Source organism: Variovorax sp. N23 (genome assembly GCF_025486315.1).
Lineage (GTDB): Bacteria > Pseudomonadota > Gammaproteobacteria > Burkholderiales > Burkholderiaceae_C > Variovorax.
This window is the reverse complement of the sequence record NZ_JAOOPY010000002.1, coordinates 258,171-275,111: the sequence shown is the minus strand read 5'-3', so window position 1 is coordinate 275,111 and position 16,941 is coordinate 258,171. Positions and strand designations below refer to the sequence as shown.

17 protein-coding genes are annotated in these 16,941 nt (G+C 69.1%); 7 read left to right on the top strand and 10 right to left on the bottom strand.

Features of this window, described 5'->3' with window-relative positions:
* Positions 1 to 3: 3 nt before the first annotated feature.
* Positions 4 to 729, bottom strand: coding sequence for a FadR/GntR family transcriptional regulator (locus N8A90_RS04265; protein WP_262073402.1), 726 nt, complete (start codon positions 727 to 729; stop codon positions 4 to 6).
* Positions 730 to 950: 221 nt separating this feature from the next.
* On the opposite strand from N8A90_RS04265, the gene N8A90_RS04260 reads away from it, so the two are divergent.
* From N8A90_RS04260 to N8A90_RS04245, 4 genes are all read left to right on the top strand, one after another.
* The gene (locus tag N8A90_RS04260) at positions 951 to 2,024 is read left to right on the top strand and encodes an ABC transporter ATP-binding protein (protein WP_262073401.1); all 1,074 of its coding nucleotides are present in this window, start codon (positions 951 to 953) and stop codon (positions 2,022 to 2,024) included.
* 42 nt (positions 2,025 to 2,066) lie between these two features.
* Positions 2,067 to 3,395 (top strand): ABC transporter substrate-binding protein, encoded by a 1,329-nt coding sequence (locus N8A90_RS04255; RefSeq protein WP_262073400.1) that lies wholly within the window; start codon positions 2,067 to 2,069, stop codon positions 3,393 to 3,395.
* Positions 3,396 to 3,462: 67 nt separating this feature from the next.
* On the top strand, positions 3,463 to 4,371 hold the full coding sequence (locus N8A90_RS04250; protein WP_262073399.1) for a carbohydrate ABC transporter permease: 909 nt from the start codon (positions 3,463 to 3,465) through the stop codon (positions 4,369 to 4,371).
* Entirely contained in the window at positions 4,368 to 5,243 is an 876-nt protein-coding gene (locus N8A90_RS04245) for a carbohydrate ABC transporter permease (RefSeq protein WP_262073397.1), read from the top strand. Before N8A90_RS04250 ends, N8A90_RS04245 begins: the two co-directional genes overlap by 4 nt.
* 12 nt (positions 5,244 to 5,255) lie before the next feature.
* Here the strand turns inward: N8A90_RS04245 and N8A90_RS04240 are convergent, their stop codons facing one another.
* Genes N8A90_RS04240 through glyQ form a run of 7 tightly spaced genes read right to left on the bottom strand, consistent with a single transcriptional unit; the run spans position 5,256 to position 11,413 of the window.
* Positions 5,256 to 6,146 (bottom strand): M48 family metallopeptidase, encoded by an 891-nt coding sequence (locus N8A90_RS04240; protein ID WP_410087633.1) that lies wholly within the window; start codon positions 6,144 to 6,146, stop codon positions 5,256 to 5,258.
* Between the two features lie 26 nt (positions 6,147 to 6,172).
* Positions 6,173 to 6,907 carry a lysophospholipid acyltransferase family protein gene (locus tag N8A90_RS04235; RefSeq protein WP_262073395.1) on the bottom strand — a complete coding sequence of 245 codons (735 nt, stop codon included), beginning with the start codon at positions 6,905 to 6,907 and terminating at the stop codon, positions 6,173 to 6,175.
* Entirely contained in the window at positions 6,907 to 7,488 is a 582-nt protein-coding gene (gmhB, locus tag N8A90_RS04230) for a D-glycero-beta-D-manno-heptose 1,7-bisphosphate 7-phosphatase (RefSeq protein WP_262073394.1), read from the bottom strand. Before gmhB ends, N8A90_RS04235 begins: the two co-directional genes overlap by 1 nt.
* A complete protein-coding gene (locus N8A90_RS04225) occupies positions 7,485 to 8,036 on the bottom strand; it encodes a DUF6036 family nucleotidyltransferase (RefSeq protein WP_262073393.1) in 552 nt (183 codons plus the stop codon). Before N8A90_RS04225 ends, gmhB begins: the two co-directional genes overlap by 4 nt.
* Entirely contained in the window at positions 8,005 to 8,334 is a 330-nt protein-coding gene (locus N8A90_RS04220; RefSeq protein ID WP_262073392.1) for a hypothetical protein, read from the bottom strand. The genes N8A90_RS04225 and N8A90_RS04220 overlap by 32 nt, the downstream gene beginning before the upstream one ends.
* A gap of 24 nt (positions 8,335 to 8,358) precedes the next feature.
* Positions 8,359 to 10,488 (bottom strand): glycine--tRNA ligase subunit beta, encoded by a 2,130-nt coding sequence (gene glyS, locus N8A90_RS04215; RefSeq protein ID WP_262073391.1) that lies wholly within the window; start codon positions 10,486 to 10,488, stop codon positions 8,359 to 8,361.
* 10 nt (positions 10,489 to 10,498) lie between these two features.
* On the bottom strand, positions 10,499 to 11,413 hold the full coding sequence (gene glyQ, locus N8A90_RS04210; protein WP_262073390.1) for a glycine--tRNA ligase subunit alpha: 915 nt from the start codon (positions 11,411 to 11,413) through the stop codon (positions 10,499 to 10,501).
* 201 nt (positions 11,414 to 11,614) lie between these two features.
* On the opposite strand from glyQ, the gene N8A90_RS04205 reads away from it, so the two are divergent.
* From N8A90_RS04205 to N8A90_RS04195, 3 genes are read left to right on the top strand one after another with little or no spacing between them, the layout of a single operon-like run.
* A complete protein-coding gene (locus tag N8A90_RS04205; RefSeq protein WP_262073389.1) occupies positions 11,615 to 12,583 on the top strand; it encodes a diacylglycerol/lipid kinase family protein in 969 nt (322 codons plus the stop codon).
* Positions 12,580 to 13,389 (top strand): metallophosphoesterase family protein, encoded by an 810-nt coding sequence (locus tag N8A90_RS04200; protein WP_262073388.1) that lies wholly within the window; start codon positions 12,580 to 12,582, stop codon positions 13,387 to 13,389. The genes N8A90_RS04205 and N8A90_RS04200 overlap by 4 nt, the downstream gene beginning before the upstream one ends.
* Positions 13,382 to 14,209, top strand: coding sequence for a phosphatase PAP2 family protein (locus N8A90_RS04195; protein ID WP_262073387.1), 828 nt, complete (start codon positions 13,382 to 13,384; stop codon positions 14,207 to 14,209). The genes N8A90_RS04200 and N8A90_RS04195 overlap by 8 nt, the downstream gene beginning before the upstream one ends.
* On the opposite strand, the gene N8A90_RS04190 is transcribed toward N8A90_RS04195, so the two are convergent.
* Together N8A90_RS04190 and N8A90_RS04185 are read right to left on the bottom strand one after the other, a co-directional pair.
* Positions 14,202 to 15,722: a hypothetical protein gene (locus tag N8A90_RS04190; protein WP_262073386.1), complete on the bottom strand. Its 1,521-nt coding sequence runs from the start codon at positions 15,720 to 15,722 to the stop codon at positions 14,202 to 14,204. The genes N8A90_RS04195 and N8A90_RS04190 overlap by 8 nt on opposite strands.
* Before the next feature lie 132 nt (positions 15,723 to 15,854).
* Positions 15,855 to 16,925, bottom strand: a complete 1,071-nt coding sequence (locus N8A90_RS04185; RefSeq protein WP_262073385.1) for an asparaginase — start codon at positions 16,923 to 16,925, stop codon at positions 15,855 to 15,857.
* Positions 16,926 to 16,941 lie beyond the last annotated feature (16 nt).

The following is a 16,941-nucleotide window of genomic DNA, read 5'->3' as shown; positions in this document are numbered from 1 at the left end:
GGGTCAGTCTCCTTCAGGTTTGTTTCTTTTGCGGCGCCCCGAGATGACACCGCCTTCGACCAGCCGCTGCTCGCCACGCAGGATGTGGTGCGTGGCGCAGCGGCGGGCTTCGTCCGGGTCGCGCGCGGCGATGGCCTCGACGATGGCGCGGTGCTCGTGCTGCACCGCCTCCATGAAGTCGAGGCGCCGCGCCTCGTTGCCGCGCGTGATGCGCATGCCTTCGCGCAGGTACTGCTCGAGGAAGCCGAGCAGCAACCGGAACTGCGGGTTGCCGCTCGACTCGCCGATCACGCGGTGGAAGGCCAGGTCTTCGGCCACGCCGTCCTGCCCCGCGGCGACCGCGGCGTCGATGGCCTTGAGGGCACGCCGGAGCGCCGCGATCTGGCTGCGCGTGGCGCGCTCGGCCGCCAGTGCGGCGATCTCGCCTTCGAGCACGCGGCGCACCTCGACCACATGCACCACGGCCTGCACCGAGTCGAGCACGGTCGGGTCGAAGGCCAGCGGCTGGTTCGTCGGCGTCTGCGCCACGAACACGCCCGAGCCCTGGCGCGACACCAGCAGCGCGCGCGAGCGCAGCTGGTGCACCGCCTCGCGCACCACCGTGCGCGACACGCCATGCGCGAGCGCGAGCTGCTGCTCGGTGGGAAGGCGGTCGCCGGGCCGCAGCGCGCCGGACTTGATCTGGTCGCTCAGGCGCTGCGCGAGACGATCGGACAGGCGATCCGCCATGAGGCGGAGCGGTTCGGCAGAGGGACGGACGGTAGAGCGGTTTGCCTGCACGGCAGCGGGGTTTTGGCGCACGGTTATCGGGTGATCATACAAATCACCAGGGGTTTTCTCCTACCGGTTTGCCCTGATACCGGTTGCAGACGAGCGGCAGATACTGCGCGGGCTGCGACGCGGAAGTCTCCTCGTCGTCCTCTCCCCGCGAATTCACAGGATTGCATTGCATGGCCAGTGTCACGATTCAGGCGGTCAAGAAGAGCTTCGGCGACGTCCCCATCCTCCACGGCGTCGACATCGACATCCCCGACGGTTCGTTCACGGTGCTGGTCGGCCCCTCGGGCTGCGGCAAGTCGACGCTGCTGCGGATGATCGCGGGGCTGGAAGAGATCCACGGCGGCGAGATCCGCATCGGCGAGAAGCGGGTGAACGACCTGCCGCCGAAGGAACGCGACATCGCGATGGTGTTCCAGAACTACGCGCTCTACCCGCACATGACGGTGCGCGACAACATGGCCTTCTCGCTGACGCTGGCCAAGGCCGACAAGGCGACCATCGCGAGCAAGGTGCAGCGTGCGGCCGAGATCCTCGCGCTCACGCCGCTGCTCGACCGCTACCCGCGCCAGCTCTCCGGCGGCCAGCGCCAGCGCGTGGCCATGGGCCGCGCCATCGTGCGTGACCCGCAGGTCTTTCTTTTCGACGAGCCGCTGTCGAACCTCGACGCCAAGCTGCGCGTGGCGATGCGCAGCGAGATCAAGGAACTGCACCAGCGGCTCAAGACCACGTCGATCTACGTCACGCACGACCAGATCGAGGCGATGACGATGGGCGACAAGATCGTGGTGATGCGCGACGGTCGCATCGAGCAGACCGGCACGCCGCTGGAGCTGTACGACCACCCGGCCAACCAGTTCGTCGCCGGCTTCATCGGCTCGCCGGCGATGAACTTCCTGCCGGGCACGCTGCGGCGCAGCGGCGGCGTGGCGCGCGTCGAACTGCAGGACGGCACGCAGCTGGACGCGCCGCTGCATGCGGGCGGCACCGACGGCCAGCCTGTCGTCTACGGCACGCGGCCCGAGCACCTGGCCCTGGCGTCGAGCGGCGGCATCCCGGCACGCGTCGCGGTGATGGAGCCCACCGGCATGGACACCTTCGTCGCGTGCCGGCACGAAGGCACCGAACTGTCGGCCGTGTTCCGTGAGCGCCACGACTTCGCGCCCGGCAGCACGATCCACCTGCAGCCCGACCTGCAGCGCGCCCACCTCTTCGACGCCGCCAGCGGGCAAAGACTCGCGGCTTGACTTTCGCTTCCCCGGTTCGTTCAACAAGACAGGAGACATCGAATGAGTGATTTCAATCGCCGCAAGTTTCTCGAAGGCACGGCCGGCGTCGCCGCCGCCGCCTCGGTCGGCGCCGGCACCGCCCTCTTCGCGCCCTTCGCCCATGCGCAGAACATGAGCTTCAAGCCCGAGAAGGGCGCCAAGCTGCGCGTGCTGCGCTGGAGCCGCTTCGTGCAGGGCGACATCGACGCCTACATGGCCAACGTCAAGAAGTTCACCGAGGCCACCGGCGTCGAGGTACGCGTGGACAACGAAGGCTGGGAAGACGTGCGTCCGAAGGCGGCCGTGGCGGCCAACACCGGCGCGGGCCCGGACATCATCCTGTCGACCAACGACGACGCCAACCTCTACCCCGACAAGCTGCTCGACGTGACCGACCTGGCCGAGTACCTCGGCAAGAAGTACGGCGGCTGGTACCCCGCGGGCGAGACCTTCATGCGCCCCGACGGCAAGCGCTGGCTGGGCCTGCCTCTGGGCGCCTCCGGCTCGCTCATCGTCTACCGCGAGAGCATGGTGAAGGCGGCGGGCTTCGCGACCTTCCCGAAGAACACCGACGACTTCCTCAAGCTCTACAAGGCGCTCAAGGAAAAGGGCACGCCGGGCGGCATGGCGCTGGGCAATGCGACCGGCGACAGCACCTGGTGCAACTGGCTGGTCTGGTCGCACGGCGGCAAGCTGGTCGACAAGAGCAACAAGGTCGTGATCGACAGCCCGGAGACCATCAAGGCGCTGGAGTACGGCAAGGAGCTGTACGCCAACTTCATCCCCGGCACGCTGTCGTGGCTGGACCCGAACAACAACAAGGCCTTCCTCGACGGACAGATCAGCGTCACCAACAACGGCATCTCGATCTACTACGCCGCGAAGAACTCGCCGGACCCGAAGATCAAGGAGATGGCGGCCGACATCAACCATGCGGTGTTCCCGATCGGGCCGGTGGGCGTGCCGACCGAGTCGCATCTGTTCTTCAACCAGATGATCATGAAGTACACGAAGTTTCCGCAGGCTTCGAAGGAGTTCCTGCGCTTCATGATGGAGAAGGAGCAGTTCGACCCGTGGCTGCAAGGGGGTGGCGGCTATGTAGCGCAACCCCTGCGCTACTACGAGAACAGCGCCATCTGGAGCTCGGACCCGAAGAACCTGCCCTACCGCGACTCGGTGAAGAACCTGCGCCCGGGCGGCTACGACGGCAAGCTGGGCTATGCCTCTGCCGGTGCCGCGGCGGACTTCATCATCCCGAACATGGTGGCCGAGGCCGCGAGCGGCTCGAAGACGCCCAAGGAAGCGGCCGAGCGCGCGCAGAAGCGCGCCGAGCGCTACTACAAACTCTGAGCGCCCCCGCCCGCCCGGTGCTGCGGTGCCGGGCGGCTTGCCCTCGTCCTTCGACCACATCCCGCCCATGAACCTCCTGGCCCGATTCCAGAACAGTCGCAACGCGCTCGGCGCCATGTTCATGCTGCCGGCGGCGCTGCTGCTGCTGGTGTTCCTGACCTACCCGCTCGGGCTGGGCACCTGGCTCGGCTTCACCGATGCCAAGGTCGGCCGGCCGGGGCAGTGGGTCGGGCTGGAGAACTACGAGTACCTGTGGAGCGACGCGGTCACGCGGCTGGCGTTGTTCAATACGCTGTTCTATACCTTCGTGGCGAGCGTTTTCAAGTTCATCCTCGGCCTGTGGCTGGCGATCCTGCTGAACAAGAACATCCGCTTCAAGACCTTCTTCCGGGCGGTGATCCTGCTGCCCTACATCGTGCCGACCGCGCTGTCGGCCATCGCTTTCTGGTGGATCTACGACTCGCAGTTCTCCATCATCAGCTGGGCGCTGGTGAAGATGGGGCTGATCGACCACTACATCGACTTCCTCGGCGACCCGTGGAACGCGCGCATCTCGGTCATCATCGCCAACGTGTGGCGCGGCGTGCCCTTCGTCGCGATCACGCTGCTGGCCGGGCTGCAGACGATTTCGCCTTCGTACTACGAAGCGTCCGCCATCGACGGCGCAACGCCCTGGCAGCAGTTCCGCCACGTGACGATGCCGCTGCTCACGCCCATCATCGCGGTGGTCATGACCTTCTCGGTGCTGTTCACCTTCACCGACTTCCAGCTGATCTACGTGATCACCCGCGGCGGCCCACTGAACGCGACGCACCTGATGGCGACGCTGTCGTTCCAGCGCGCCATCTCCGGCGGTGCCCTCGGTGAAGGCGCGGCGATCGCGATCGCGATGGTGCCCTTCCTGCTGGCCTGCGTGATGTTCAGTTTCTTCGGCCTGCAGCGCCGTGCATGGCAACAGGGAGGCAGCGACAAATGAGCAACTCGAGCCAAGTCGACAGCGTCGGCATGAGCTACCTGGACTCGATCCCGCGCAAGGCGGTGACGGTCTACATCCCGCTCGTGCTGTTCCTGATCGTGCTGCTGTTCCCCTTCTACTGGATGGCCGTGACCTCGGTGAAGCCCGAGGCCGAACTACTGGCACGGGACGGCAATCCGTTCTGGGTCATCAAGCCGACGCTGCAGCACTTCTACAAACTGCTCTTCGAGACGGCCTACCCGCAATGGCTGTGGAACACGGTGCTGGTGTCGGTGGTGTCGACCTTCGTGTCGCTCGCGGCCTCGGTGTTCGCGGCCTATGCGATCGAGCGGCTGCGCTTCAAGGGCTCCAAGCAGGTGGGCCTCTCGATCTTCCTGGCGTACATGGTGCCGCCGTCGATCCTGTTCATTCCGCTGGCCAACGTGGTGTTCAACCTCGGCCTGTTCGACACGCGCTGGGCGCTGATCCTCACTTACCCGACCTTCCTCATCCCCTTCTGCACCTGGCTGCTGATGGGCTATTTCCGCTCGATTCCCGCGGAGCTGGAGGAATGCGCGCTGATCGACGGCGCCAGCCGCTGGCAGATCCTGGTGAAGATCGTGCTGCCACTGGCGGTGCCAGGCCTCATCTCGGCCGGCATCTTCGCCTTCACGCTGTCGTGGAACGAGTTCATCTACGCGCTCACCTTCATCTCGTCGTCGGAAGTCAAGACGGTGCCGGTGGGCGTGGTGACGGAGCTGGTGCAGGGCGACGTGTACCAGTGGGGACCACTGATGGCGGGGGCGCTGCTCGGCTCGCTGCCGGTGGCCTTCATCTACTCGTTCTTCGTCGAGTACTACGTGTCGGGGATGACCGGCTCGGTCAAGGAGTGAGCGTGCGCCCGGTCACCAGCGCGGCACCGGCTCGTCCTTGAGTTGCTGGCGCAGCGCGCCGTAGTCCGGCACCACGCTTTCCACCGTCTCCCAGAAACGGGGGCTGTGGTCCATCACGCGCAGGTGCGCGAGCTCGTGCACCACCACGTAGTCGATCACCGGCAGGCGGTAGTGCACCAGCCGCCAGTTCAGGCGGATGGCACCGTCGGCGCTGGCGCTGCCCCAGCGCGTGGCGGCGTTCGACAGCGACATCTTGGTCCAGCGCACGCCCAACTGCGGCGCATACAGCGTCAGCCGTTCCTGGAAGAGGCGCTTGGCCTGGCGCATGAGCCAGGCCTGTGCGGCGTCGCGGATCTGCGCGGTCGTCGCATTGTTCGCCACCGACAGCCGCAACTCGCGCACGCCGCCCTCGCCCGGCTCGGCATCGAGCATGGCGCCGACACCGTCGAAGGCATGGCGCGGGTCGAGCCGCAGCACCACCGGCTCGCCGAGAAAGGGGAAGCGCGCGCCGTCCTTCCATTCGATGCGGGCGGATTCGAGCCGCTCGTGGCGCTGCTGCGCCTCGTCGAGCTTGCGCACGATCCAGCCGGCCTTCTCCTGCAGCGCGGCATCGACGTCGCGCAGCGCGACCCAGCGCGGCGCGCGCACCGACAGGCCTTCGGCGCCGACGACGAAGCCAATGGTGCGGCGCTTGCCGCGCGCGAATTCGTAGGCGACGTGCGCATGGCCCAGCACCGCCTCGCGCGTGGCGCGCGGGTGCACGAAGCGCGCGGGGCGCAGCGTGTCGGACAGCGGCACGGCGGGCAGCGACGGGCCCTGCGGCGCGATGGCCTTCGGTGCGACAGGCGCAGGCGCTGGCGGCTCGACGCGCAGTTCGTCGAACAGGTCCAGGGTGAATTGCATCAGGCCGCGCATCGCACGCTCTTCATTCAGCGGTAGGCCTCGGGGTCGAGCCGGCGCATCTCGGCTTCGATCCAGGCCTCGACCTCACGCATCAGTTCCACCGGCTCGCGCCCGACACTGGAGATGGCCGGGCCGATCGACACATCGACCACGCCGGGCCGCTTGATGAAGGCCTTGCGCGGCCAGACCTTGGCCGAGGTGACGGCGATCGGAATCACCGGCGCGCCGGTCTCGATCGCGAGCCGCGTACCGCCGCTCTTGTAGGTGCCCTGCTGGCCGCGCGGAATACGGGTGCCTTCGGGAAACATGATGATCCAGATGCCCTGCGCCAGCAGCGCGCGGCCCTGCTTGACCACCTTGTTGAAGGCCTGCGCGCGCTGGCTGCGGTCGATGTGGATCATGTCCAGCCGGGCCATCGCCCAGCCGAAGAAGGGCACGTAGATCAGCTCCTTCTTGAACACGTAGGCCAGCGGATGCGGCATCAGCGTGGGCATGAGGAAGGTCTCGAAGGTGGACTGGTGCTTGACCAGCAGCACCGCGCCGGCGCGCTGTGCCTGCGGCAGGTTCTCCATGCCGGTGACGCGCGTGCGGATGCCCAGGATGAGCCGCGCCCCGCCGATGGCCCAGCCGAGCCAGCGCTCGGCCATCCAGTACAGCGGCTCGCCGCGGCGCCAGATCGACGCCACGCACATGATGATGCCCCACGGGATGACAGTGACCAGCATCCACCCCATGTGGACCACCGAACGCAAGAAAGCCATCAGACCGCCACCTGCAAGGCCGCCTTCTGCGCTTCGCGCGCGAGCAGGAAGTCGACGAACGCCGACAGGTCGTCGTGCACCTGCGTGTTGGCGGGGTAGTCGGGCGGCAGCGGGTCGACGTTGCGGCAGGCCGCGCCCATGCCGGTCAGCAGCAGGTGCGGCTCGCAGCCCGCGGCGGCACCGGCCTGCAGGTCGCGCAGGCTGTCGCCGGCGGTCGGCACGTTGGCCAGGTCGACGCCGTAGCGCTCGCCGATCTGCAGGAACAGGCCTGGTTTGGGCTTGCGGCAGCCGCAGTCCTCGTCGGGGCTGTGCGGGCAGTAGAAGATCGCATCGACCCGGCCCCCGACGGCGGCCAGCATCTTGTGCATCTTCGCGTGCATGGCGTTGAGCGAGGCCACGTCGAACAGCCCGCGGCCCAGGCCCGACTGGTTCGACGCGATCACCACATGCCAGCCGGCATGGTTGAGCCTGGCGATGGCCTCCAGCGCACGCGGCAGCGGCGTCCACTCGGTCTCGCTCTTGACGAAGTCGTCGCGGTGCAGGTTGATGCTGCCGTTGCGGTCGAGGATGACGAGTTTCATGGGAAAGGGGCTTTCGCTTCGAGCGCGCGGCGGTCGATCCACGCCGCGAGATGCGGGTATTTGTCGGCGTCGAGCATCGCGGCGCGTTCGCGCAACGTGGCGACGGCGATGAGCGATCGCTGGATCAGCTCGCGCACGAACAGCGCATCCTTCTCGCGCGCGGCCACGCACTTGGAAAGCGCCAGGTCATGCAGTTCAGGACAGATGACGGTCAGGTCTCCGACGTAGTGGAGACTCGCCCGCTGCATCCAGTCGCCAGGCATCACGGCCGTCTCGGGGCCCACGCCATCGGCGTGGTAGCCGAAGGTGGTGTCGAAGCTCGACAGCGCACCGATCGCGCCATCGATCAGGTCGGACTTTTCCGGATGAAGTGCGGGATAGAGGTCCAGCTCGCGAGAGACCAGCAAAGCGTCGGGCGCATGCGGCATCAGGAACAGCAAGGCCTGGCTGCCCACCACGACGAACGACTGCTCCTGCGCAATGGCCGCCGCCGCTCGGAGCACATGCTCCGCCTCGCTACGCTGCATCGTCGCCCCGTCGCGCGGCACGCAGCATCTCGCCGCGCTCGGCCTGCGTGATCAGCACGCCCACTGGCGAGACGCTTCGCAAGGCCGCCGCGTGATCGTCGGTGCCGCAAGTACCGAGTTCGATGGCATCAATGCCCGCAGCGAGCATCGCCTGCCATTCGTCCCAATAGGGGTCCGAACGCGTGGCGCCGGCGTTCGTCCGCCAACGCGAGAGCGTGCCAACGAGCTCGGCCAGGCGAGGCGGATCGGCGCGCAGACGCGCCACCGCCAGGCGGTGTGCCTGCAGCAGGAAGTCGTCGATCTGCTGTTGCCGGTTCATGCGCGGATTATCGAATGCAGCGCGTCAAGCGGCCAGCCGCTCCAGCAGCGCCACGCGGTTCATCGCGGCGTGCAGCAGCTTCAGCAGGCCGAGGCGGTTGAGCCGCAGGTCCATCTGTTCGGCATTCACCATCACGCCGTCGAAGAAGGCGTCGACCGGCGCGCGCAGGGCGGCCAGGGTCTGCAGCGAGCCGGTGTAGTCGCCGGCGTCGAACTGCGCGTCGGCGGCGGGCAGGATGCGTTCCATCGCTTCGTGCAGCGACTTCTCGGCAGGCTCCTGCAGCAGCACCGGGCTGACGTGGGCGTCGGCCTCGGGCGACTTCTTCAGGATGTTGCCGATGCGCTTGTTGGCGGCGGCGAGCGCCGGGGCCTCGGGCAGTGCGGCGAAGGCGCGCACCGCGGCCAGCAGCTTGGGGACGTCGCCCAGGCGCTGCGGCTGCGGGGCCAGCACGGCATCGACCTCCTGCGCGCTGGCGCCCTGCTCGCGCAGGCTGCCGGCGAGGCGATCGAGGATGAAGCCCTCCAGGTCGACCACGGCGCGATCCCGGTCGAAACCGTCGATACCCTGGAAGACGGCGGCGGCGCCGGTCAGCAGCGCCTTCAGGTCGAGCGGCAGGTCCTTCTCGATCAGCATCCGCACGACACCCAGCGCATGCCGGCGCAGCGCGAAGGGGTCGCGGTCGCCGGTAGGCAGGTTGCCGATGCCGAACATGCCGACCAGCGTCTCGAGCTTGTCGGCCAGCGCCACCACCACGCCGACTTCGCCACGCGGCAGCGTGTCGCCGGCGAAGCGCGGCTTGTAGTGGTCTTCGATGGCGTCGGCCACGTCGACGGCCAGGCCGTCGTGCAGCGCGTAGTAGCGGCCCATGGTGCCCTGCAGTTCGGGGAACTCGCCGACCATGTCGGTCACCAGGTCGGCCTTGGCAAGCTGCGCGGCCTGGGTCGCCTGCGCGGCGAGCGTGCCGTCGCCCAGCTGTTCGGCGATGGCGCGCGCGATGTGCATCACGCGCGTCACGCGTTCGCCCTGCGTGCCCAGCTTGTTGTGATAGACCACCTTGCCCAGCGACTCGACGCGCGAAGCCAGCGACTTCTTGCGGTCCTGGTCGAAGAAGAACTTGGCGTCGGCCAGGCGCGGGCGCACCACGCGCTCGTTGCCCTGGATCACCGCGCTGGCATCGTCGGGCGTGATGTTGCTGACGACCAGGAACTGGTTCGTGAGCTTGTCGCCGGCGTCGAGCAGCGGGAAGTACTTCTGGTTGGCCTTCATCGTGAGGATGAGGCATTCCTGCGGCACGTCGAGGAACTCGCGCTCGAAGCTGCAGACCAGCACGTTCGGCCGCTCGACCAGCGCGGTGACTTCGTCGAGCAGCGCGTCGTCGTCGATGGGTTTCGCGCCACCGCCGACCTTCGCGGCGGCCAGCGTCAGCTGGCGGGCGATCTCGGTGCGGCGGGCCTCGAAGCCGGCGATCACGGCGCCCTCTTCTTCCAGCTGCAGCGCGTAGCTGCCGGCGTCGCGCAGCACCACGGGATCGACCTTGGCCTCGAAGCGGTGGCCGTGCGTCTCGCGCCCGGCCGTGAGGCCCAGCGCTTCGACCGGCACCACGTCGCCGCCGTGCAGCGCGACCAGGCCGTGCGCCGGGCGCACGAAGCTCACACTGGTCCAGCCGGGCAGTTCGCCGTTCTCGAGCTGGTAGCTCATGACCTTCGGGATCGGCAGCTTGGCGATGGCGTCGGCCAGCGCCTTTTGCAGGCCCTCGGCCAGCGTCGCGCCCTGGGCGGTGCTCTCGTAGAACAGCGCCTCGGCCTTGCCGTCCATTGCGCGCTTGAGGCCCGGCACGGCCGACGCGTCGGCGCCGAGCGCGCCCAGGCGCTTGAGCAGCGCCGGCGTGGCGTTGCCCGCCGCATCGAGGCCGACGGCCACCGGCATCAGCTTCTGCGAGACGGCCTTGTCGGCGGCCTGCGCCACCACGTTCGTGAGGTGCGCGCCCAGCCGGCGCGGCGAGGCATAGGACGTGAGCACCGTACCGGCATCGGCCAGGCCGAGCGCGACGAGCTGGTCGCGCAGCACGCCGGCGAAGGCGTCGCCCAGCTTCTTCAGCGCCTTGGGCGGGAGTTCCTCGACGAACAGTTCGACGAGCAGGTTCTTGGAAGTCATGGTCATGGGATCAGGCCGCCTTCTTGGTCGTCGGCGTCATCTGGGCGACCCACTCGCGCGGGGCCATCGGGAAACCGAGCCGCTCGCGGCTCTCGTAGTAGCTCTGCGCCACGCTGCGCGCGAGGTTGCGGATGCGGCCGATGTAGGCGGCGCGTTCGGTCACGCTGATCGCGCCGCGCGCGTCCAGCAGGTTGAAGCTGTGCGCCGCCTTGAGCACCTGCTCGTAGGCGGGCAACGCCAGCTGTTCGGTCATGAGGTGCTTGGCCTGCTTTTCGTGCGCGTTGAAGGCGGTGAAGAGGAAGTCGGCGTCGGAGTGCTCGAAGTTGTAGGTCGACTGTTCGACCTCGTTCTGCTTGTAGACGTCGCCGTAGCTGAGCCCCTCGGTCCACGTCAGGTTGTAGACGTTGTCGACGCCCTGCAGGTACATGGCCAGGCGCTCCAGGCCGTAGGTGATCTCGCCGGTGATCGGCTTGCAGTCGATGCCGCCGACCTGCTGGAAGTAGGTGAACTGCGTCACCTCCATGCCGTTGAGCCAGACCTCCCAGCCCAGGCCCCAGGCGCCGAGCGTGGGGTTCTCCCAGTCGTCCTCGACGAAGCGGATGTCGTTCTTCTTCAGGTCGAAGCCCAGCGCCTGGAGCGAGCCGAGGTACAGCTCGAGGATGTTCGACGGCGCGGGCTTGAGCACAACCTGGTACTGGTAGTAGTGCTGCAGGCGGTTGGGGTTCTCGCCGTAGCGGCCGTCCTTGGGGCGGCGGCTGGGCTGCACGTAGGCGGCCTTCCAGGGCTCCGGGCCGAGGGCGCGCAGGAAGGTGGCGGTGTGCGAAGTGCCGGCACCGACCTCCATGTCGTAGGGCTGGAGCAGCGCGCAGCCCTGGTCGGCCCAGTACGACTGCAAGGTGAGAATGATTTGCTGGAAGGTCAACATGGAAGCTGGCCGGCGCAGGCCGGGCATTGGACAGTCGGCGGGCCGGGGCCCGCGAAGGCGCCGATTTTACGGGCCGGGCGGCCCGGGGTTGGCGTCTCTCCCACACGCGGCCGGGCGCTTGCCCGCCGCCTCGTCGGCCACGAGGGTGCGATAACCTGTGTCGCGCCTGCTACGGGCGCCCACCTGCCCCCTCCGATGCCCATGACGCCACCCGATCTCGCGCCCGACGCGCCCCTCTTCATCGTGCTGAACGCCGGGTCGGGCAAGCACGCCACCGAACCGGTGCGCGCCGCGGTCGAGCGGGCCTGCGGCGCTGCGGGGCGGCGACACCGCATCTTTCTCGTGGAGGCGCCGGGCCAGCTGCCGGCCTTCGCGCGCGAAGCGGTGCAGCGGGCGCGCGCCAACGGCGGCATCGTGGTGGCGGCCGGTGGCGACGGCACCATCAACGCGGTGGCCCAGGCCACGCTGGGCAGTGGCTGCGCGTTCGGGGTGCTGCCGCAGGGCACCTTCAACTACTTCAGCCGCACCCACGGCATTCCGGCCGAGAACGCGGCGGCGCTGCGGGTGCTGCTGAACGAGCCGCCGCGCGCGGTGCAGGTCGGCCTGGTCAACGACAAGGTGTTCCTGGTCAACGCCAGTCTCGGGCTCTACGCCCAACTGCTGGAAGAACGCGAGTCGGTCAAGCGGCAATACGGCCGGAGCCGCGCCATCGCCTTGGGTGCGGCCGTGCTGACCATGCTGCGCGGCGGCCACCGCTCGTGGCGGCTGCGGCTGGCACTGCGCGGGCAGGAACGCGAGGTGCGCACGCGGTCGCTCTTCGTCGGCAACAATGCGCTGCAGCTGCACCAAGTCGGCATCGACGACGCCGACGCGCCGGAAGAAGGCCAGCTCGCCGCCATCGCGGTCAAGCCCGGCCGCTGGTGGTCGCTGCCGGGTCTGCTGGTGCGGGGCGCACTCGGCAAGCTGGGCGACGCCGACGACATCGTGAGCTTCCCCTTCGCCTCGATGACGGTGAAGCCGGCCGGCACGCGCGGCCGGCGCCGCATCAAGGTGGCGACCGACGGCGAGCTCGCCTGGCTCGACATGCCGCTGCTGTTCCGCGTGGCGCCCGAGCCGCTGTGGCTCATCAAGCCGGCCGTGGCGCCGGAGCTGGAGGCGGCGCGGCAATGAGCGTTCTGCTGCAGATATCGGACACGCATTTCGGCACCGAGCAGGCGCCCGTGGTCGCAGCGCTCGAGGCGCTGGTGCGCGACACGCAGCCGGCGCTGGTGGTGCTGTCGGGCGACATCACCCAGCGCGCGACGCGGGCGCAGTTCGGCGCGGCGCGCGCCTTCATGGACCGGCTTCCCGTGCCGTGGGTCGCCATCCCCGGCAACCACGACATCCCGCTGTTTCAACTGGGTGCGCGGCTGCTCACCCCCTACGGCCGCTACGTCGAAGCCTTCGGCGCCGAGCTGGAGCCGGAATTCGTGTCGCCCGACTGGCTGGTCGTCACGGTCAACACGACGCGCTGGTACCGGCACACGGATGGCGAGGTGTCCGAGGCGCAGATCGAGCGGGTGGCGCGACGGCTCGAGCGCGCGACGCCTGCGCAGGTGCGCATCGTGGTCACGCATCAGCCGGTGCTCGTCACCCGGCCGGAAGACCGTGGCAACCGCCTGCACGGCGCCGACGCCGCCTTGCGCCGATGGGCCGCGGCGGGGGCCGACGTGGTGATGGGCGGCCATATCCATCTGCCCTTCGTGCGCCCGGCGCAGGACGCCGACGCCAGCCTGTCGCGCGCGCTCTGGACAGTGCAGGCGGGCACGGCGGTGTCGTCGCGCGTGCGCGGCGGCCAGCCCAACTCGGTCAACCTGCTGCGGCCCGGCGGTATGTCGGGGCCGCGCAGTTGCACGGTCGAACGCTGGGACCATGCCGCCGCCGAAGGCCGCTTCGTGCCGGGCCAGGTGCACACGCTGGCGCTGGCCGATGTCTGAAGCATCCGGGACCCCGTTGCTGATCTCGCTGGCGGGCGCCGTGGCGCCGCACGCCCTGCCGATCTTCCTGCTCGCGCTGCTGACGGCCGTGGTGGCCGGCGGTGCCGCCTGTGTCGGGTTGCAACGGCGGCGTGCGGCGATGACCGCCGACGCCGCCCCCCAACCGCGGCGGCTCCTGCCGAGCCTGGCGCTGGGCTTCGTCGCCGTCATCGCCGCAGCGGCTGTCTTCGCCTGGATCGCCGAGCGGGCGACGCCGACGCGCACGCTCGGCCGCGCCGACCAGGTGCTGGCCGACGGCATCGCCGCGACGCTGCCCTGGGCAGCGCTGCGCGCGTTCAGCCTGCTCACGCATGTCGGCGACCCCGCGGTGCTGATCGCGCTGGGCGTCGGCGTGACCGTGGCCCTGCTGTGGCGCCGCCACACCGGCCTGGCGCTGGGCTGGATGCTGGCGCTGGGCGGCAACGCGGTGCTCAACCCGATGCTCAAGCGCCTCTTCGCACGGGCGCGGCCGCTGCACGAGCACGGCCTGGCCGTCGAGGGCGGCTACAGCTTCCCGAGCGGCCACAGCTCGGGCGCGATGGTGGCCTATGGCATGGCGCTGTATCTCGCGCTGCGGCTGCTGCCGCCGCGCTGGCATGCGCCGGCCGTGATGGCGGCCATCGCGGTGATCCTCACCACCGCGTGCAGCCGCATCTTCCTGCAGGTGCATTTCGCGAGCGACGTGGCCGCCGGGCTGCTGTCCGGCGGCACCTGGCTGGCGGTGTGCATCGCCAGCCTGACCTGGGCGCAAGGGCGCACCTGGGCGCGGCCCGCTACTTGAAAGCGTACTTGCGGCCGGCGATCGACACGCTCTGGAGCTTCCATTGGCGCGCGGCCACGCTCACCGAATCGCCCATCACCAGGATCGCGCCGGCATGCGACTTCGCGCAGCGTGCCGGGTCGGCGGTGGTCAGCGCCGCGCCGGTGTCGCAGCCCGCCGCCGTCCGATCGCGGAACAGGCCGGCGTCGCCCGAGGGGCCATCCACGATGCAGGCGTTCGGGTAGGTGGCGAAGTCGAAGCCGTCCACACCGGCGAGCGGGTTGCCGTTGTTGCTGTTCGATGCGGGAACGCCCAGCAGCGGGGTGCCCACGATGTACCAACCCGGGGTCTTGTCCGTGATCGAGAGCCGGGTCATCCCGGTCGAGAAGTCGGCGGTGTAGAGGCTGGCCGTGCCGGGCGAGAAGCCGATCACGCGGCGCGTGCGCAGGTCGCCGATGGTCGCGCCGGGCAGCGCCGTGTTGCACTGCAGGTCGACGATGAAGTTGAAGTACGGCCCGAGGTTGGTGTTGCCGGAGATGTGCTGCGCCACGATCTCGAGGGACTTCAGGTCGGCCAGCTTCATGCCGTTGAGGCCGCTGAACTGGAGCACCGCCTTGTTGCCGGTGCCGCCGCCCACGAAGGCGCCGATGGGCTGGGCCGCCGTCGCCGGGGCCGCCATGGTCAGCAGGCCATCGGCCACCGACAGCGTCGAGGCGTTGAGTTGCGGCATGGCGGCCGCGTCCGCCGCCGAGATCACATAGGCGCCGGGCAGCGCGACCGGGGCTTCGCCCGGCTCGGTGGCGGCCACGGACGTGACCACGTCGGCCAGGGAGGTGCCCGCCTGCGCCAGGTTCGTGCTCAGCGCCTCGAGCACGTCGTCGTACGCATCGCCCGCCGTCGGCGAGAACACGCCGCTGAGCGGGTCGACGTCGCCCAGCACGTACCCGGCGTTCTCCAGCCAGCTCGACAGCGATGCCTTCGCCGCGGGCAGATCGGCCGCCACCTGCGTCAACTGCGCACCGAGGTTTGTGCCTTGCGCGGCCAGCCAGGCGGCCGGGTCGCTGCCCAGCGCCATCGCCATGATCAGCTCGGTCACGGGCGTCACGTTGGCGCGGGTCGCGTCGACGGCGAAGGAATGCAGGCCCGTCGGGTACAGCGCCGCGTCCAGGTTCCCGCCGGTGAGCGTGATGATGCAGGGGAAGGTCTGGCCGGCCGTCTGGACCGACCACACGCCCGCATCGGAGGTGGTGGCGTTCAGGGTCGCGCCCTGGGCACACTGCACCGCGATGGCGCCGCCCGCGATCGGCGCGCCCACGGCGGCCGTCCCGCTGAGGGTGGGCGCCGGCGCCACCGGATCCGCAGGCACAGGCACAGGCAGCGTGGTTTGCGGCGGCGGCGTGGTGGTGGTGGCTGTGGGGCTGCTGGCGTCGGAGCCGCCGCCGCATGCGGTGACGGCGCTCAGCACCAGCAGAGCGGCCGCGCATCGAAGAAAAGCGATGGCGCGCGTGGAGCGCGTCGAAAGGGTCGGGGTCATGCGCCGACCTTATCGGCGCCCCTTGCACCGTCCCAGCGGCGACCGCAGCCGGTTGTGAACGGGGCCACAAGCCGCGACAGATCGCCCGCCCGCCCGGCGAGGCCCGCGCTTCAAGCTCGCTTCAACCCCGCTTCAATACTCCCAGAAGATGCGCTGCAGTTCCTTGGTGTCGCTCGTCTTGGTCAGGGCGACCATCGCCAGGATGCGCGCCTTCTGCGGGCGCAGGTCGTGCGCCACCACCCAGTCGTACTTGTCATCGGGCTGCTCGGCGTTGCGCAGCACGAAGCCATCGGGCACGCGAGCCGAGCGAATCACGATGGCGCCGTCGGCACGCACCTTCTGCAGGTAAGGAACGATGCGGTTGGCGACCGAGCCGTTGCCGGTGCCGGCGTGCACCAGCGCCTTCACGCCGCTCTTGCCCAAGGCCTCGATGGCGGTGGGTTCGACCCCCTCGTAGCCCATGGCGATGCCCACGTTCGGCAGCGCCGTGATGCTGTCGATGTCGAACTCGGAGTTCATGGTGTGGCGCTTGACCGGCGCGCGGAACCAGTAGTTCCTGCCCTCGACCACCATGCCCAGCGGGCCCCACTGGCTGGAGAAGGCGCTGGTCTTGATGTTGATGGACTTGCTCACGTCGCGGCCGCTGTCGATGTTGTCGTTCATCGTCACCAGCACGCCCTTGCCCACGGCGTCCTTGCTGCCCGCGACGCTCACGGCGTCGTACAGGTTGAGCGCGCCGTCGGCCGACAGCGCGGTACCCGGGCGCATCGAGCCGACCACGACGATCGGCTTGGCGGTGTGGACGGTGAGCGTCAGGAAGTAGGCGGTTTCTTCCAGCGTGTCGGTGCCGTGGGTGATCACGATGCCGTCGACGTCGCTCTGCTTGGACAGCGCCGAGACGCGCTTGGCCAGCGTCATGAGGTTGTCGTTGGTCATGCTCTCGGACGCGACCTGGAAGACCTGCTCGCCCTTGACGTTGGCGATGGCCGACAGCTCGGGCAGGCCGGCGATGAGCTTCTCGACGCCGACCTTGGCCGCCGCGTAGGTGGCGCTGTTGACGGCCGATGCGCCGGCACCGGCGATGGTGCCGCCGGTGGCCAGGATCACGACGTTGGGCAAGGCGGCCTGGGCATGGGCCACCGCGGCGGCGGCGAGCAGCACTGCGGAAGCGGCGAGGCTGCGCAGGCGGGAAGAGGAGATCATGTGCGTCCTTCTGGGT

Excerpts from the sequence above, each read along its gene's own strand:
- N8A90_RS04195 (WP_262073387.1), top strand. The coding sequence starts at position 13,382 with ATGTCTGAAGCATCCGGGACCCCGTTGCTGATCTCGCTGGCGGGCGCC.
- N8A90_RS04245 (WP_262073397.1), top strand. The coding sequence starts at position 4,368 with ATGAGCAACTCGAGCCAAGTCGACAGCGTCGGCATGAGCTACCTGGAC.
- N8A90_RS04200 (WP_262073388.1), top strand. The coding sequence starts at position 12,580 with ATGAGCGTTCTGCTGCAGATATCGGACACGCATTTCGGCACCGAGCAG.
- N8A90_RS04260 (WP_262073401.1), top strand. The coding sequence starts at position 951 with ATGGCCAGTGTCACGATTCAGGCGGTCAAGAAGAGCTTCGGCGACGTC.
- N8A90_RS04255 (WP_262073400.1), top strand. The coding sequence starts at position 2,067 with ATGAGTGATTTCAATCGCCGCAAGTTTCTCGAAGGCACGGCCGGCGTC.
- N8A90_RS04220 (WP_262073392.1), bottom strand. The coding sequence starts at position 8,334 with ATGAACCGGCAACAGCAGATCGACGACTTCCTGCTGCAGGCACACCGC.
- N8A90_RS04190 (WP_262073386.1), bottom strand. The coding sequence starts at position 15,722 with ATGACCCCGACCCTTTCGACGCGCTCCACGCGCGCCATCGCTTTTCTT.
- N8A90_RS04250 (WP_262073399.1), top strand. The coding sequence starts at position 3,463 with ATGAACCTCCTGGCCCGATTCCAGAACAGTCGCAACGCGCTCGGCGCC.
- N8A90_RS04240 (WP_410087633.1), bottom strand. The coding sequence starts at position 6,146 with ATGCAATTCACCCTGGACCTGTTCGACGAACTGCGCGTCGAGCCGCCA.
- glyS (WP_262073391.1), bottom strand. The coding sequence starts at position 10,488 with ATGACTTCCAAGAACCTGCTCGTCGAACTGTTCGTCGAGGAACTCCCG.
- N8A90_RS04235 (WP_262073395.1), bottom strand. The coding sequence starts at position 6,907 with ATGGCTTTCTTGCGTTCGGTGGTCCACATGGGGTGGATGCTGGTCACT.
- glyQ (WP_262073390.1), bottom strand. The coding sequence starts at position 11,413 with ATGTTGACCTTCCAGCAAATCATTCTCACCTTGCAGTCGTACTGGGCC.
- N8A90_RS04185 (WP_262073385.1), bottom strand. The coding sequence starts at position 16,925 with ATGATCTCCTCTTCCCGCCTGCGCAGCCTCGCCGCTTCCGCAGTGCTG.
- N8A90_RS04265 (WP_262073402.1), bottom strand. The coding sequence starts at position 729 with ATGGCGGATCGCCTGTCCGATCGTCTCGCGCAGCGCCTGAGCGACCAG.
- gmhB (WP_262073394.1), bottom strand. The coding sequence starts at position 7,488 with ATGAAACTCGTCATCCTCGACCGCAACGGCAGCATCAACCTGCACCGC.
- N8A90_RS04205 (WP_262073389.1), top strand. The coding sequence starts at position 11,615 with ATGACGCCACCCGATCTCGCGCCCGACGCGCCCCTCTTCATCGTGCTG.